The following is a 16,074-nucleotide window of genomic DNA, read 5'->3' on the forward strand; positions in this document are numbered from 1 at the left end:
TATCCATTCTTTTAAAAAAGTAGAAATATCCTAGACAAATAAAAAGGAAAAATATGTCTCGTATAGGTAAACAACCAATTGTTATTCCAGCAGGAGTAGAAGTAAAATTAGAAGGAAATTTGCTTAAATTTAAAAAAGGAAATTTGGCAAAAGAACTTGATACTAAAGCAAATGTAAATGTTGAGATTAAAGATAATAATATTCTTTTTTCTCCAAAAGGTGAAGACAGACAAAGTAGAGCTTATTGGGGAACTTATAGAGCTTTAGCTTACAATATCGTTGTAGGTTTAACTCAAGGTTTTTCAAAAACTCTTGAAATCAACGGAGTTGGTTATAAAGCAGCTTTAAAAGGTAAAGTTTTAGAACTAAGCCTTGGTTTTTCTCATCCTATTAATTATGATATTCCAGAAGGAATTGAAATTGTAGTGGATAAAAATACTATTGTGGTTAAAGGAAGTGATAAACAAGTTGTAGGACAAGTTGCTGCTCAAATTCGTGAATTTAGACCACCAGAGCCATATAAAGGAAAAGGCGTTAAGTATTCTGATGAGCGCATTATCCGCAAAGCTGGTAAGACATCTAAGAAGTAAGGGTAGAATATGAGAGCAAATGTATTAAAAAGAAAACTAACTTTAAGAATCAAAAGAAAAAAAAGAATTAGAGCGAAAATTTCAGGTTGTGAAAATTTTCCAAGAATTTCTGTATTTAAATCGAACAGAACTCTATATATCCAAGCGATTGATGATGTAAAAGCTGTAACTTTAGCAGCAGTTGATGGACGCAAACTTGGCGTTAAAGCAAATAAAGAAGGTGCTAAAAAAATCGCTGCTGAATTTGCTAAAACTTTAAAAGCTAAAAAGATAGAACAAGCTGTTTTTGATAGAAATGGTTATGTATATCATGGTGTTATCGCAGCATTGGCTGAATCTTTAAGAGAAAATGGCATTAGGCTATAAGGGGTAAATCGATGGAAAAATATAATAGAGAAGAATTTGAAGAAGTAATCGTCGATATCGGCAGAGTTACTAAGGTTGTTAAAGGTGGTAGAAGATTTAGATTTACTGCTTTAGTTATTGTTGGAAACCGCAAAGGTTTAGTAGGTGTTGGTTATGGTAAAGCTAAGGAAGTTCCAGATGCTATCCGTAAAGCTGTTGACGATGCGTTTAAAAATATCGTTGAAGTTAAAACTAAAGGCTCGACTATCGCTCACGATGTAGAGGTGAAATACAACGCAAGTAGAATTTTACTTAAACCAGCTAGTGAAGGTACAGGAGTTATCGCAGGTGGTTCTACACGCCCTATCGTGGAACTTGCAGGTATTAAAGACATCTTAACCAAGTCTTTGGGTTCAAATAATTCAGCTAATGTGGTTCGTGCTACAATCAAAGCTTTAACAATGTTAAAAGGATAAGAAGATGAATTTAACAAAAGCAGCGGGTTCAACGCATAAAACTAAAAGAATTGGCCGTGGTCAAGGTTCTGGCATGGGTAAGACTGCTACTAAAGGGGGTAAAGGTCAAACTGCTAGAAAAGGTTATAATGAAAAAAGAGGTTTTGAAGGAGGTCAACAACCGCTTCAAAGAAGACTACCAAAAGTAGGTTTTACCTCTAAAATTCAAAAACCTTATGTAATCAATGTTGAAAAAATCACAGCTGTAAAAGAGCTTAGTGAAATTACATTTGAGAGCATTAAAAGTGTTCACAAAATTTCAAAATCTGTGAATAAAATCAAATTAATTGGTGCAAGTGCAAAAGACTTAGTATCAAAAATCAAAGACGAGAATATTAGCGTCACCGGATCAAAATAATGAATAGAGCATTGACGAATAAGATTTTAATCACCTTAGCATTTTTGTTTGCTTATAGGGTTCTGGCTTATGTGCCAGTTCCTGGCGTCAATGCTGATGTGATTGCGGAATTTTTTAATAACAATCAAAACAATGCTTTGGGTTTATTTAATGTTTTTAGTGGTGGAGCGGCTGAACGCTTTTCTATCATTTCTTTAGGTATTATGCCTTATATTACTGCTTCTATTATCATGGAGCTTCTTGCAGCAACTTTTCCAAATATTGGTAAGATGAAAAAAGAGCGTGATAGTATGCAAAAATATATGCAAATTATCCGTTATGCAACTATAGTGATTACTTTAGTACAAAGTATAGGTGTTGCTATAGGTTTGCAAAGCTTACACGGTCGTGGTGGTGCAGGGGCTATAATGGTGGAAGATTTAAATATGTTTATCGCACTTTGTGCTATTTCTATGCTTGCAGGAACTATGCTTTTAATGTGGCTTGGCGAACAAATCACACAAAGAGGTATAGGAAATGGTATTTCTTTAATCATTTTTGCAGGTATTGTTTCAGGTATTCCAAGAGCGATTTCAGGAACTGTAGGGCAAATCAATTCAGGCGAGATGAATTTCTTAACCGCTTTTGCAATTTTTGCTTTGATTTTAATCACCATAGGCGTGATTATTTATGTAGAACTTGGAGAAAGAAGAATTCCTATTTCTTATTCTCGTAAAGTTGTAATGCAAAATCAAAACAAACGCATTATGAATTATATTCCTATTAAACTAAATCTTAGTGGGGTTATTCCACCGATTTTTGCTAGTGCAATTTTGATGTTTCCAACAACAATTCTACAAACTAGTACAAATCCTTATCTACAAGCCATTAATGATTTTTTAAATCCAAATGGTTATTTGTTTCATGTTTTAACCTTCTTGTTTGTAATTTTCTTTGCTTATTTTTATGCTTCTATTGTATTTAACGCTAAAGATATAGCAGAAAATTTGAAAAAGCAAGGTGGTTTTATCCCTGGAATTCGTCCAGGTGAAGGAACTTCAAATTATCTTAACGAAGTGGCTTCTCGTTTAACTTTATCAGGTTCTATTTATTTAGGGCTTGTTGCAACCTTGCCTTGGGTTTTGGTGAAATTTATGGGTGTGCCTTTTCATTTTGGCGGTACTTCTGTACTTATTGTAGTTCAAGTAGCACTTGATACGATGAGAAAAATTGAAGCTCAAATTTATATGAGCAAATACCAAACTTTAAGTGCGGTAGGTTTGTAATAAAATTAGCAAGATTTTTCTTGCTAATTTATCCTAGGTTTTTGCTTTAAAAATAAAAACACAATGCATACTATAAAAATTATTATTGACCATATTAAAAAAGCATCTACAAGACCCATTTGCCTAACGATAGGTTGAGATATAATAGGACTTAAAAATTGTCCTAAAAATATACAACTTGCTAAAATTCCATAAGCCTTAGCGCGAGCATTTTCAGGACAGATTGAAAAAAGATAAGCTGTGTTATTTACAAGCATAATACCTCCGCCCATTCCAAGCAAAGCTAAGGCGATTAAAACTGTAAAAAAGCTATCTACTAAAAAAAGTAGCAAAAAAGAACAAGATACGATAAAAAGAGTTAAAACATAGATAGTTTTAATGCTTAAGAATTTTATAATATATCTATAGCTTAGAGAGAAAAAACCATAACATAGTGCAGATACAGACATCGAAATACCTATGTATTTAGGATCCAATCCTAAATGTTCTTCTATATAGTAAGGAAGTTGAGTTGGTGAAATATAATAAACCACCATGATAAAAAAACCTATAAAATAGATAGGGAAAAATTGCCAATAACTTGTTTTTGCTTCTATTTTTGTATGATTATAAAATTTAAATTTTCTAGGTTCAAAAAGATAAATGATAGCCATTAAGGTAATTAAAATTCCAAGTCCATATACTAAAAAAGGATAACGCCAAGAATAACTTGAAACAAATCCTGCAATGGAAATAAAAACAGCACCCCCTACTGCACAAAAAAATCCTTGAAGACTTAAAGCATTTTCTCTACGATTAAAGCCACCACGACTATAATAATCTCCAAGCAAGGCTGAAGCACCTGTCATTATAAAAGCAGTTGCCATACCAAAAATAGCTCTTGAAGTTAGTATAGCATAAATATCATTTAAGAAAAAGCCACTTACCCCAGAAATAGTCCAAACCACCATAGCAGGAAGAATAAATTTTAATTTGCCAAATTTATCCATTAAAATACCAGCAAATGGAGATAAAATGACAACAAAAATAGCAGGGATGGTTAAAACTAAGCGAACAAGTATATCAAGATGAGCTAATGTGAAACTTGAAGCAAGAGTAGCACCACTTTGGGTTAAAAGTTCTTCAAAATGTCTGTTGATAGCAGGTAGAGCAGATGAAATGACTACACTTCCTAGCATAGTCATAGCAGCCATAGAAAACACAGCTGCTTTAAATCCGGACTTTTCAGTAATTTGAATTATTTTTTTATCCATTTTCGTGTCATTTGGATGAAATTTATAAGTTTTACCATTCATAATTTTTGCCTTTTTTATTTTATTATACTCTAAAAATTATGGTTTGTATTTAAAATTACTTAAAATTATATTTTATTTATTTTGTTATGGTAGTTTTGTTTTTAAAATATTTTAGCTTGATTAAAATATATTTTATAAGTAGAATTTTAAATATTTTTAGCTAAATTCAGCTTTTTATTTAACAAAGGTGTAAAATGAAGAAAAATTTAATCATAGTAGAATCTCCTGCAAAAGCTAAAACTATAGGAAATTTTTTGGGAAAAGATTATGAAGTTATCGCTTCTAAAGGACATATTAGAGATTTACCTAAATCAAGCTTTGGGATTAAAATAGAAGATGATGAATTTATCCCTGAGTATAGAATCACAAGTGATCATAGCACCTTAGTTAAAGAACTTAAAAGCAAGGCTAAAGATGCCAAAGAAGTCTATCTTGCAACGGATGAGGATAGAGAAGGAGAAGCCATTGCTTATCATATTGCAAAAGCTATAGGAAAAGATGAAAACACCTTGCCACGCATTGTTTTTCACGAAATCACTAAAAGTGCTATAGAAAATGCTTTAAAAAATCCAAGAAAATTAGATATGCACTCTGTAAATGCCCAACAAACTAGACGCCTTTTAGATCGCATTGTAGGATATAAACTCAGCCCCTTATTGGGACAAAAAATTCAAAGAGGGCTTAGCGCAGGGCGTGTTCAAAGTGCGGCTTTAAAGATCATAGTCGATCGTGAAAAAGAAATTCGTGCCTTTGTACCCCTAGAATACTTTAGTATTGATATGATTTTTCAAAAAGATTTAGATGCAGAACTGGTTGAGTTTGACAAAGCTAAAATAGAAAAACTTACCATTACCAACAAAGATCGTGCTAAGCTTATACTAGAGGCTTGTAAAAATGAAGTTTATAATATAAATGATATTGAAAGCAAAGAAAGAAAAATCGCTCCACCACCTCCTTTTATGACTTCAACCTTGCAACAAAGCGCAAGCAATCGCCTTGGTTTTAATCCTAAAAAAACCATGATGATAGCTCAAAAACTCTATGAGGGAGTAAATACTCATCAAGGTGTGATGGGGGTTATTACCTACATGAGAACTGATAGTTTAAATTTGGCCAAAGAAGCTATAGAAAATGCAAGAAAATTCATACAAGCAAATTTTGGCAAAGACTATCTTCCAAGTAAAGCAAATGTATACACTACAAAAGCCAAAGGCGCTCAAGAAGCTCATGAGGCTATACGCCCTACAAATTTAAGTTTTACTCCAGAAATTGCGTCCAAATTTTTAGACAAAGATGAGTTAAAACTTTACACACTTATTTACAATCGCTTTTTAGCTTGTCAAATGAATCCTGCTATCTCTCAAACTCAAAATGTATTTGTAAAAAATGATAGAGCAGTTTTTAAAATAAGCGGTAGAAAAATCCTTTTTGATGGATATTATAAAGTTTATGGTGATATGGATAAGGATAAAATTTTACCAAATCTTAAAATAGGTGAAAATTTAAAAGTACAAAATTTAGAAATGAACTCACATTTTACCGAACCGCCTTCAAGGTATTCAGAAGCTGGACTTGTAAAAAAACTTGAAAGTTTAGGTATAGGTCGCCCTTCTACCTATGCGCCAACCATTTCTATACTTACAAGTCGTGATTATGTAAAAATAGATAAAAAACAACTCATTCCTAGCGAGGTTGCTTTTAATGTAACCGAAGTGCTTGAAAAAAATTTTAGCGATATAGTAGATAGCAAATTTACTTCAAATCTTGAAAATACCCTAGATGAAATCGCTGAAGATAAAGCAGATTGGCAAGAAACTTTAAAAGAATTTTACTATCCTTTTATGAGAAAAATCGAAGAAGGAAAAACAAAAATCGCTAGTCAAAAAACTGTTACAAAATTAGGTGAAAGTTGTCCTGATTGTGGTGGGGAACTTGCTATTAGAAAAGGGCGTTTTGGAGAATTTGTAGCGTGTTTAAATTTCCCAAAATGTAAGTATTCAAGAAATTTAAAAAGTGAAAGTAAAAATGAAAGCGAAAATACTGCCGCAAAAACCAAAGCTAATGGTACAGGTATTACTTGTCCAAGTTGTCAAAAAGGTGAAATCGTAGAACGCTTTTCAAAACGCGGTAAATTTTATGGCTGTAGTGCTTATCCAAAATGCAATTTTATAAGCAAATACAAACCAAGTGAAGAAAAATGCGAAGAGTGTGGCGAAACTTTAGTGATAAAAGAGCTTAAAAAAGGTACATTCTTGGAATGTTTAAAATGTAAAATCAAAAAAGAAATGAAGGATTAGAATGCAAATCATGCTTTGCGCTATTTCAAATATAGCAAGTGGAAATTGTTCAGAAGACTGTAAATACTGCACCCAAAGCGCTCATGTAAAAACAGATATTCAAAAATATCGTCGCAAAGAACTTTCACAAATCGTTTTAGAAGCAAAAATGGCAAAGAAAAATGAAGCTTTGGGTTTTTGTTTGGTTACGGCAGGACTTGGACTTGATGATGAAAAGCTTGAGTATGTTTGTGAGGCTGCCAAGGCTGTGCAAAAAGAAGTGCCTAATTTACTTTTAATTGCCTGTAATGGCATGGCAAGCGTGGAACAACTCAAAGAACTTAAAAAAGCAGGAATTTTTTCTTATAATCACAATCTTGAAACTTCTAAGGAATTTTTTCCACAAATTTGCACCACTCATACTTGGGAAAGTAGATTTCAAACCAATTTAAACGCTAAAGAAGCAGGACTTATGCTTTGTTGTGGTGGAATTTATGGTATGGGTGAGAGTGAAGAAGATAGACTAAGTTTTAGAAAATCTTTGCAAGAATTACAGCCTTTTTCAACGCCTATTAATTTTTTTATAGCAAATGAAAATTTAAAATTACAAGTTCCAAGACTTAGTGCTGATGAAGCTTTAAAAATCGTGCGTGACACCAAAGAGGCTTTGCCTCAAACTGTAATCATGGTTGCAGGCGGGCGTGAAGTGGTATTGCAAGAAAGGCAGTATGAAATTTTTCAAGCAGGTGCTGGGGCTATTGTTATAGGGGATTATTTAACTACTAAAGGTGAAGAACCAAGTCAAGATATAATAAAATTAAAAGAAATGGGATTTACTTTTGCATCAGAGTGTCATTGATACACAGGCTTTAATTGATTTAAAAATTCTTATTGTTATAGCTTTATGCTTACTTTTTTCTCCGCATATTGCAAAAATTTTACGCTTGCCTCTTTCAGCTACTGAAATTATTTTAGGTGCGGTAATTGCATATTTTGGTTTTATAGGAAAAAGTGAAAATTTTGCACTTTTAGCCAATGTAGGTTTTTATTATCTAATGTTTATAGCGGGCATGGAGGTAAATTTAAGAGCCTTTTTTAATATGGATAAAGAAGTCGCTAAAAAAAGTTTTTTTTATATTTTTTTACTTTACGCTTTATCTTCTTTTATAGTATGGATTTTTGGACTTTCTTTAGTATTTGTTATCATTATACCTGTGATGAGTGTAGGGCTTTTATCTTTACTTTTTAAGGATTTTGGAAAAGAGTGTTATTGGCTAAATATTGCTATGATAGTAGCTACTTTAGCTGAGGTGATTTCTATTGTGCTTTTGACTATAGCGGGAGCTTTTTTGCGTGAAGGAACAGGTATTATTGATGTAGCGCAAAGTATTTTATATCTTAATATCTTTTTAGGGCTTTGTTTGCTTGGATTTAAAATGCTTGGTGTGCTTTTTTGGTGGTATCCTCAGCTTAAAGTTGTGCTTATGCCATGGGAAGATAAAAATGAAAAAGATATAAGATTTTGTATGGCCATTTTTATACTGATCATTGTTGCTATGGTTATTACAAAACTTGAAATCGTTCTTGGTTCTTTTATAGCAGGTTCTTTTATAGCTACTTTTTTTGATCATAAAAAAGATCTTGAGCACAAGCTTTCTACTTTTGGACACGGGTTTTTGATCCCTATTTTTTTTATCCATATAGGTTCAACCTTTGATCTTAAAATGATTTTAGATTATAAAATCGTTTTAGAAGCATTTTTACTTATGTTTGTTATGGTGGGTTTAAGAATTTTATGTGCAAGTGTTTTTTTAAAAAGAATTGGTTTTAAAAATATGATTTTATTTGGTCTTAGTCATTCTATGCCTTTAACCTTGCTTATAGCAACAGCTACTCTGGGTTATTCGGGCAAGGTTATTGATGAGAAGCTTTATTCAGCACTTATTTTAACAGCGTTATTTGAGGCTATTATTGTTATGAGTATGATTAAATTTCTTTCTAATTCTAAAAAATGAAAGTTACTTTTTTACTCAAAAAAGCAAACAAAATCTTAAAAATTTAATAATAAAAAAACTCATAATCGCCCTTTTTTGTTAGAATTAATAAAAGTAACAATAAAAGGAGCGAAAATGTCAAATTCCGTTACTATAACCGATAATAGAAATGGAAAAAGCTATGAATTTCCTATATATGATGGTACAACTGGGCCAAGCGTTGTAGATATGTCAAGTTTTTATAAACAAACAGGAATGTTTTCTTATGATGAGGGCTTGACTTCTACAGCTACTTGTAAATCAAAAATCACTTATATTGATGGAGAAAACGGAATTTTAATGCACCGTGGCTATCCTATAGAGTGGCTTGCTGAAAACAAACTTTATTTAGATGTGGTTCATCTTTTACTTTATAAAGAACTACCTGATGCTACGCGTCTTGAAGCGTTTCGTTATGAAATGAAAAAACGTTCTTTTATCCATGAAGGTATGCATCGTCTTTTTGATTCTTTCCCTGATAATGCTCATCCTATGGCAGTTTTACAAGGTGCTGTTTCATCGCTTAGTGCTTTTTATCCTGATCATTTAAATATAAATGTAAAAGAAGAATATATGGAAATGGCAGCTAGAATAGTAGCTAAAATCCCTACTATAGTGGCCACCGCTTATAGATATAAACATGGCTTTCCTATGGCTTATCCAAATTTAGATCGTGGTTTTACAGAAAATTTCTTATATATGCTAAGAACCTATCCTTACGATCATGTAGAGCTTAAACCTATAGAAGTAAAAGCACTTGATACAGTTTTTATGCTTCATGCAGATCATGAGCAAAATGCTTCAACTTCAACGGTTCGCGCTGTGGGTTCAACTCATGCTCATCCTTATGCCTGTATAGCAGCAGGTATTGGTGCGCTTTGGGGTCATGCACATGGTGGGGCTAATGAAGGTGTTATTAGAATGCTTGAGCAAATAGGTAGTGTTGATAGGGTAGATGAATTCATCAAAAGAGCTAAAGATAAAAACGATCCTTTCCGCTTGATGGGCTTTGGGCATAGGGTTTATAAAAATTTTGATCCTAGAGCAAAAGTGCTTAAAAAACTTCGTGATCAACTTATTGATGAGTTGGGTATTGATACCAATCTTATTAAAGTAGCAACGCGTATAGAAGAGATTGCTTTAAGTGATGATTATTTTGTTCAAAGAGGGTTATATCCGAATGTTGATTTTCATAGCGGACTTATTTTAAAAGCCTTAGGTATTCCAAATGAAATGTTTGCTACTTTATTTGTTATAGGGCGCACCCCAGGATGGATAGCTCAGTGGATAGAACAAAAAGAGCAAGAAAGTCTTAAGATAGTTCGTCCAAGACAACTTTATTTGGGTGAAACTAGTAAAATTTGATTAAAATTTTTGTGGAAGTTAAAAATTCCACAAAATCTTCTTGTATAATTTTAAAAAATCTTATAGAAAGTCTTATAATTATGCTTAATCTTGATAAATTTTTAGAAATTGCTATAAATGCCAGTAATAAAGCTTCTAAAGCTATTTTAGAAGAGAGAAAAAATTTCAAAACTTGGGAAAAAGAAGATAAAAGCCCGCTTACATCAGCAGATCTTGCTTCTAATAAAATTCTAAATGATATTTTGGGTTCTACAGATATTAAAATTTTATCAGAAGAAAAATTACTCAGCAAAGAAGAGTGTGAAGAATTAAAAACTTTTTGGCTTATCGATCCTCTTGATGGAACAAGTGGTTTTTTAAAAGGCAGTGATGAATTTTGCGTTATGATAAGTTTGGTTCATGACAATCGCCCTGTTTTATCGCTTATACAAAATCCATCAAAAGGTGATATATTCTATGCTCATGCAAAAACCAAGGTTTATAAAAACGATAAACCTTTGCAAATTGACCAGCAAGAATACGAGAAAAATAAATATAAAGCCTTATTGAGTGTTAATCATCTTAGCAAAGAAGATGAAAACTTTGCAAAAGAGCATCAATTAGAAGCTATTAATATAGGCTCTGGATTGAAATTTTGTGCTATTTTAGAGGCTAAGGCAGGAGTTTATAAAAGATTTGAAAAGCTTAGTATTTGGGATATTGTAGCAGGAGATTTTTTGATTAATCAAAATGGAGGATTTATGGGAGATTTTTCTAAAAAATACATTTTATATAACCCTTTAAATTATAAATCCAGTCCTTTTATTTGTGTTTCATCTAGGAATTTTTTACAAGATTTTTTATAAAATAAAGAGTATAATTTTATATTTAAATAGTTTATAAGGATGAAGATGAGGTATTGTTTCATTTTGTTTTTAAGTTTAGTTTTAAGTTCTAATCTTTTAGCGAATAATTTTTCTCAGAAAAAAGTTATTAAAATTGAAAAAAGTGCAGATAGTTTTGAAGTAATAGATCTAAATCAAAATGTTGCAAATCCAAATCTAAATCAACAAAAAGCATTGTTTGATAGTTCTACTTTGATTGAAAAAAAATCGCAAATCACCAAAGATAAAGATATTGATTTTGCTATTGTATTAACTTATAGGAAAAATTTTGGTTATTTTTTAGATGGTTTTAGGGTGAGCGATAAGGAATTTTCTACATTATTTGCTAAAAATTTGATTCAAAGTTTAAGGCTTAATTGGGTTAATTCTGCTGCAAATGGTATTTATCAAAGTCCTAAGACTTTGTCATATTTTAGCCCTAAGGATGCAAAACTTATAAATGTAAGTCCTTTTTTAACACAAGAAAAAGATAAGGCTAAAATGTATGCTAAATTTACAGATTATGTTGTGGTGGTAAATTTGCAAGATTTTTATGTAAATATTACAAATTATTTTATCACAACTAGTAAAGAGGGTGTGGCTAATATTAATTTTAAAATTATTTCTACAAGCAATGGAAAAATTCTTGTAGCAAAAAATGCAAAATTAAATTTGACATTAAAAGATCAAGATGCAAAACAAAATTATCAAGATATTGTAAATCAAATGCCAAAAATGTTAGCTAGTGTTATAGATAATGAAATAAAAAAATTAAAATTAACTATCAATTAATTTAAAGATATATTGAAAATTTTTAGATAATAATCACTTCATTTTCTAAGTTTATGCCAAATTCTTCAAAGACTTTTTTTCTAGCCAATTCGATAAGAAAAAACGCATCTTCAAAACTTGCATTTTTTTTATTGATTAAAAAATTTGCGTGTTTATCGCTTAACATAGCATCTCCCTTGCTAAATCCTTTAAGTCCTACAGCTTCGATTAAACGTCCTGCAAAATCGTTTTTTGGATTTTTAAAGATAGAGCCAAAGCTTGCTCCACTAGGTTGGTTGCTTCTTGCATTTTTTAAAGCTTCATCTTTAAGGGTATCAAAACCAAAATTTAATTTAAATTCAGCCCAAAAAAAAGGCATATTTAAAGGACAAAAACGATAATCAAAATTTATATTTTCTCTTAGAATTTCACCTTGAGAAGTAGCAATTTTGATTAAATTTTGACTGATACACTCTCCTTTAAGCCCTGCATTCATTTTTAAAAGCCCACCAAGTGTGCCAGGAATTTTGTTTAAATACTCAAAACCCTTAAGATTATTTTCTTTAGCAAAGTGATATATTTTACTTGATTTTGTTTTGCAGCCTATGCGAAGATGTATAAAATCTTTATTTTGATCTAAAATTTGTATAAAATCAAAACCATCTCCTAAAATTCCTATATTTTTAGGTTTTGGGCTAACTAAAAGGTTATTTGCACCGCCTATTAAAAAACCATCAAAATCACAAATTTGATCCAAAACCAAAACTTCAAATTCATTTCCTATACGCACAGAAGAGTATTTTTTAAAATCAATGATCATTTGATAAAAGTTGGAATTTGATTTAGTATATTCTCAGTAAAATCAATCATAGTTGTAGTCATCCAAGGCATTAAAAAGATTAAAATAACTACAACTAAGATGATTTTAGGAACAAAAGAAAGTGTCATTTCGTTAATCTGTGTAGTTGCTTGAAAAATACTGATCACAAGCCCTGCAATAAGCCCTGCTAAAAGCATAGGCAAGGAAAGTAAAAGTGTGATTTTAAAGGTTTGCACTCCAAGAGCAACTAAGGTACTTTCATCCATTTTTATCCTTTTTAAGAATTTCTAGCATCTTCGTATTCGCTAGGGATAAGATAATCATTTACATGTATGATTTTATCATAAAATTTATAATCATATCCTAGTTTAAAAAGCGTATCTACAGCTAAAAGTTGAGTTTGATTCATGCTAATGGAGTTTTTATTGGCATATAAATTAAGATAAGTATCAAGTTTTTCTTCATCAACACGGATGAGTTTTCTTTCCATAAGCATAGGGGCTAAAATTTTACGATTTGCATCGGCAATTTTTACAGCATTGGTTAAATCTCTTTCGATCTTAATCGCATCGCTTAAAGGCAAAGAACGACGCAAAGCCATTCCACCTAAAGGCAAAGGTAAATTTTCTTTAGCAAATTCAAGCCATATATCCCAAAGTTCCGCTTCCACGCAAAGACTTTGATCAAATTCTAAAATGCTTTCATGGATTAAAACTCCTGCATCCACTTCGCCACTTAAAACCGCATTTTCAATGTCTAAAAAATTCTTATAAATAATTCTTGCTTCAGGGTATTTCATACGAAAAATCAAAGCATTGGTGGTATTTGCTCCACTCAAAGCGACTTTAAAATTTCTTTTTAAATGCGTGTCTTTTTTCTTGATGAGTTTTGGCCCATAACCTTCACCAAAACTCACTGCTGTGCGTAAAAGCGCATACTCAGAAGCGATTAAAGGATAAAGTCCAAAAGAAATAGCCGTAGCATCAAATTCATTTTTCAAGGCAAATTCATTTAAAGTTTGTATATCTAAAGCTGTATTTTCATAAGCAAAATCATTCCCTATCCACCCAAATTTAATAGCCATATACATAAAAATATCATCAGCATCAGGAGAATGTGCAATAGTAATTTTTTTCATCTATGCTTCCTTTAAATCTTTGCTTTAATTCTAGCAAAATAAATCATTATTTAATTTTATTTTGTTAGAATTCTAACTAAAAATTTAGAATTTTTAAGGAAAGTTATGGATGATAATAAAAGAAAATCTCTAGACGCTGCCCTAAAAAGTTTAGATAAAACCTTCGGAAAAGGCACTATCTTAAGACTAGGGGATAAAGAAGTCGAGCAAATCGATAGCATAGGCACAGGTTCAGTTGGACTTGATCTTGCTTTAGGTATAGGCGGTGTTCCAAAAGGAAGAATTATAGAAATTTATGGGCCTGAAAGTTCAGGTAAAACCACTCTAACTTTACACATTATCGCAGAATGCCAAAAAGCAGGTGGAGTTTGTGCTTTTATCGATGCAGAGCATGCGCTTGATGTGAAATATGCTAAAAATTTAGGTGTAAATACAGATGATTTGTATGTTTCTCAGCCTGATTTTGGAGAACAAGCCTTAGAAATTGTAGAAACTATAGCAAGAAGTGGTGCAGTAGATCTTATCGTAGTAGATAGTGTTGCAGCACTTACCCCAAAAGCAGAAATTGAAGGCGATATGGGTGATCAACATGTAGGACTTCAAGCAAGACTTATGTCTCAAGCTCTAAGAAAACTTACAGGTATAGTTCATAAAATGAATACCACGGTAATTTTTATCAACCAAATTCGTATGAAAATTGGTGCTATGGGTTATGGCACTCCTGAAACTACAACAGGTGGAAATGCGTTAAAATTCTATGCTTCTGTGCGTTTAGATGTTAGAAAAGTAGCAACCTTAAAACAAAACGAAGAACCTATAGGAAACCGCGTTAAAGTAAAAGTAGTTAAAAATAAAGTTGCTCCTCCATTCAGACAGGCTGAATTTGATGTGATGTTTGGAGAGGGTTTAAGCCGCGAAGGTGAATTGATCGATTATGGTGTAAAACTTGATATCGTAGATAAAAGTGGTGCGTGGTTTTCTTATAAAGATAAAAAACTTGGACAAGGTAGAGAAAATTCAAAAGCCTTCTTAAAAGAAAACCCTGAAATTGCAGATGAAATCACAAAAGCGATTCAAAATTCTATGGGAATAGAAGGTATGATCAGCGGTAGCGAAGATGACGAAGGAGAAGAATAATGTTAGTAATTGAAGATGTTAGAGCCTATGAAGTTCTTGATAGCAGAGGAAATCCAACTGTAAAATCCGAAATTACGCTAAGCGATGGAAGTGTAGGTGCAGCTATAGTTCCAAGTGGTGCGAGTACAGGTTCAAAAGAAGCTTTAGAATTGCGTGATAATGATGAAAGATTTGGCGGAAAAGGTGTTTTAAAAGCTGTTGCAAATGTCAATGAAACCATTGCAGATGAAATTTTAGGACTAGATGCTTTTAATCAAACTCAACTTGATGATACTTTGCGTGAGCTTGATGGAACAAATAATTACTCAAATTTAGGTGCAAATGCGACTTTAGGCGTATCTATGGCAACAGCTCGTGCGGCTGCGGCTGCTTTGGGAATGCCTTTGTATCGCTACTTAGGTGGTGCAAATGCGAGCATTTTGCCCGTGCCAATGTGTAATATCATAAATGGCGGTGCTCATGCAAACAACAATGTAGATTTTCAAGAATTTATGATCATGCCTTTTGGTTTTACTAGCTTTAAAGAAGCTTTGCGTTCAGTTTGTGAAATTTATGCGATATTAAAAAAAGAACTCGCAAATTCCGGACATTCTACGGCTTTAGGTGATGAAGGCGGTTTTGCTCCAAATTTAGCTAACAACACAGAACCTATCGATCTTTTAATGACTTGTATCAAAAAAGCAGGTTATGAAAATCGTGTAAAAATCGCTCTTGATGTAGCAAGTACAGAATTTTTCAAAGATGGCAAATACCACATGGAAGGCAAGGCTTTTTCAAGTGAAGATTTGATCGAACGCTATGTAGAACTTTGTGCAAAATATCCAATTTGCAGTATCGAAGATGGCTTAGCTGAAAATGACTTTGAAGGTTGGATTAAGCTTACTGAAAAATTGGGCAATAAAATTCAGCTTGTAGGCGATGATTTGTTTGTAACCAATGAAGATATTTTAAGAGAAGGTATCATCAAAAAAATGGCAAATGCTGTGCTTATTAAACCAAATCAAATCGGAACTATTACCCAAACTATGAGAACTGTGCGTTTAGCGCAAAGAAATAACTATAAATGCGTGATGAGTCATAGAAGCGGCGAAAGCGAAGATGCTTTTATAGCGGATTTTGCTGTAGCTTTAAATACAGGACAAATCAAAACAGGAGCTCTAGCAAGAGGTGAAAGAACTGCAAAATACAATCGCTTGCTTGAAATTGAACTTGAAAGCGATGAATATTTAGGAGAAAAGCTCTGAGCGATTTACTTAAAGAATACGACGAAAGCACAAGAAAAAAAAGTTTTTATACCCATGTT

17 protein-coding genes are annotated in these 16,074 nt (G+C 32.3%); 13 read left to right on the forward strand and 4 right to left on the reverse strand.

Annotated elements, in window-relative coordinates; translation table 11 throughout:
- Positions 1-53 precede the first annotated feature (53 nt).
- Genes rplF through secY form a run of 5 tightly spaced genes read left to right on the forward strand, consistent with a single transcriptional unit; the run spans position 54 to position 3,073 of the window.
- Positions 54-590: a 50S ribosomal protein L6 gene (rplF, locus tag ELQ04_RS04345; RefSeq protein WP_002937477.1), complete on the forward strand. Its 537-nt coding sequence runs from the start codon at positions 54-56 to the stop codon at positions 588-590.
- Between the two features lie 9 nt (positions 591-599).
- Positions 600-956, forward strand: a complete 357-nt coding sequence (rplR, locus tag ELQ04_RS04350) for a 50S ribosomal protein L18 (protein ID WP_002785535.1) — start codon at positions 600-602, stop codon at positions 954-956.
- A gap of 11 nt (positions 957-967) precedes the next feature.
- Positions 968-1,411, forward strand: coding sequence for a 30S ribosomal protein S5 (gene rpsE, locus ELQ04_RS04355; protein ID WP_002779428.1), 444 nt, complete (start codon positions 968-970; stop codon positions 1,409-1,411).
- Between the two features lie 4 nt (positions 1,412-1,415).
- A complete protein-coding gene (rplO, locus tag ELQ04_RS04360) occupies positions 1,416-1,808 on the forward strand; it encodes a 50S ribosomal protein L15 (protein WP_002851292.1) in 393 nt (130 codons plus the stop codon).
- Entirely contained in the window at positions 1,808-3,073 is a 1,266-nt protein-coding gene (secY, locus tag ELQ04_RS04365; protein WP_002860827.1) for a preprotein translocase subunit SecY, read from the forward strand. The genes rplO and secY overlap by 1 nt, the downstream gene beginning before the upstream one ends.
- Positions 3,074-3,096: 23 nt before the next feature.
- On the opposite strand, the gene ELQ04_RS04370 is transcribed toward secY, so the two are convergent.
- Positions 3,097-4,368 carry an MFS transporter gene (locus tag ELQ04_RS04370; RefSeq protein ID WP_002937475.1) on the reverse strand — a complete coding sequence of 424 codons (1,272 nt, stop codon included), beginning with the start codon at positions 4,366-4,368 and terminating at the stop codon, positions 3,097-3,099.
- Between the two features lie 194 nt (positions 4,369-4,562).
- Between ELQ04_RS04370 and topA the strand changes: the two genes are divergently transcribed.
- From topA to ELQ04_RS04405, 6 genes are all read left to right on the forward strand, one after another.
- Positions 4,563-6,665 carry a type I DNA topoisomerase gene (topA, locus tag ELQ04_RS04375; protein WP_002937473.1) on the forward strand — a complete coding sequence of 701 codons (2,103 nt, stop codon included), beginning with the start codon at positions 4,563-4,565 and terminating at the stop codon, positions 6,663-6,665.
- A gap of 1 nt (position 6,666) precedes the next feature.
- Positions 6,667-7,503: a biotin synthase gene (locus tag ELQ04_RS04380; RefSeq protein ID WP_002937471.1), complete on the forward strand. Its 837-nt coding sequence runs from the start codon at positions 6,667-6,669 to the stop codon at positions 7,501-7,503.
- Positions 7,484-8,659 (forward strand): cation:proton antiporter, encoded by a 1,176-nt coding sequence (locus ELQ04_RS04385; RefSeq protein ID WP_002937469.1) that lies wholly within the window; start codon positions 7,484-7,486, stop codon positions 8,657-8,659. Before ELQ04_RS04380 ends, ELQ04_RS04385 begins: the two co-directional genes overlap by 20 nt.
- A gap of 114 nt (positions 8,660-8,773) precedes the next feature.
- On the forward strand, positions 8,774-10,042 hold the full coding sequence (locus ELQ04_RS04390; protein ID WP_002937467.1) for a citrate synthase: 1,269 nt from the start codon (positions 8,774-8,776) through the stop codon (positions 10,040-10,042).
- Positions 10,043-10,122: 80 nt separating this feature from the next.
- The gene (locus tag ELQ04_RS04400; protein ID WP_002937465.1) at positions 10,123-10,887 is read left to right on the forward strand and encodes a 3'(2'),5'-bisphosphate nucleotidase CysQ; all 765 of its coding nucleotides are present in this window, start codon (positions 10,123-10,125) and stop codon (positions 10,885-10,887) included.
- A 39-nt stretch (positions 10,888-10,926) separates the two neighbouring features.
- Positions 10,927-11,697: a hypothetical protein gene (locus tag ELQ04_RS04405; protein WP_079396631.1), complete on the forward strand. Its 771-nt coding sequence runs from the start codon at positions 10,927-10,929 to the stop codon at positions 11,695-11,697.
- 22 nt (positions 11,698-11,719) lie between these two features.
- On the opposite strand, the gene ELQ04_RS04410 is transcribed toward ELQ04_RS04405, so the two are convergent.
- From ELQ04_RS04410 to ELQ04_RS04420, 3 genes are read right to left on the reverse strand one after another with little or no spacing between them, the layout of a single operon-like run.
- The gene (locus ELQ04_RS04410) at positions 11,720-12,496 is read right to left on the reverse strand and encodes a UDP-N-acetylmuramate dehydrogenase (protein WP_044778097.1); all 777 of its coding nucleotides are present in this window, start codon (positions 12,494-12,496) and stop codon (positions 11,720-11,722) included.
- Entirely contained in the window at positions 12,493-12,762 is a 270-nt protein-coding gene (gene fliQ, locus ELQ04_RS04415) for a flagellar biosynthesis protein FliQ (RefSeq protein ID WP_002851290.1), read from the reverse strand. Before fliQ ends, ELQ04_RS04410 begins: the two co-directional genes overlap by 4 nt.
- An 11-nt stretch (positions 12,763-12,773) precedes the next feature.
- On the reverse strand, positions 12,774-13,634 hold the full coding sequence (locus tag ELQ04_RS04420; RefSeq protein ID WP_002937444.1) for a menaquinone biosynthesis family protein: 861 nt from the start codon (positions 13,632-13,634) through the stop codon (positions 12,774-12,776).
- Positions 13,635-13,739: 105 nt separating this feature from the next.
- Here ELQ04_RS04420 and recA point away from each other — a divergent pair, with 105 nt between their 5' ends.
- Positions 13,740-14,771: a recombinase RecA gene (gene recA, locus ELQ04_RS04425; RefSeq protein ID WP_002851424.1), complete on the forward strand. Its 1,032-nt coding sequence runs from the start codon at positions 13,740-13,742 to the stop codon at positions 14,769-14,771.
- Entirely contained in the window at positions 14,771-16,015 is a 1,245-nt protein-coding gene (gene eno, locus ELQ04_RS04430) for a phosphopyruvate hydratase (protein WP_002937443.1), read from the forward strand. Before recA ends, eno begins: the two co-directional genes overlap by 1 nt.
- The last annotated feature ends 59 nt before the right edge of the window (positions 16,016-16,074 follow it).

This window comes from Campylobacter sp. CH278 (assembly GCF_004378845.1).
GTDB classification, from domain to species: Bacteria; Campylobacterota; Campylobacteria; order Campylobacterales; family Campylobacteraceae; genus Campylobacter_D; species Campylobacter_D jejuni.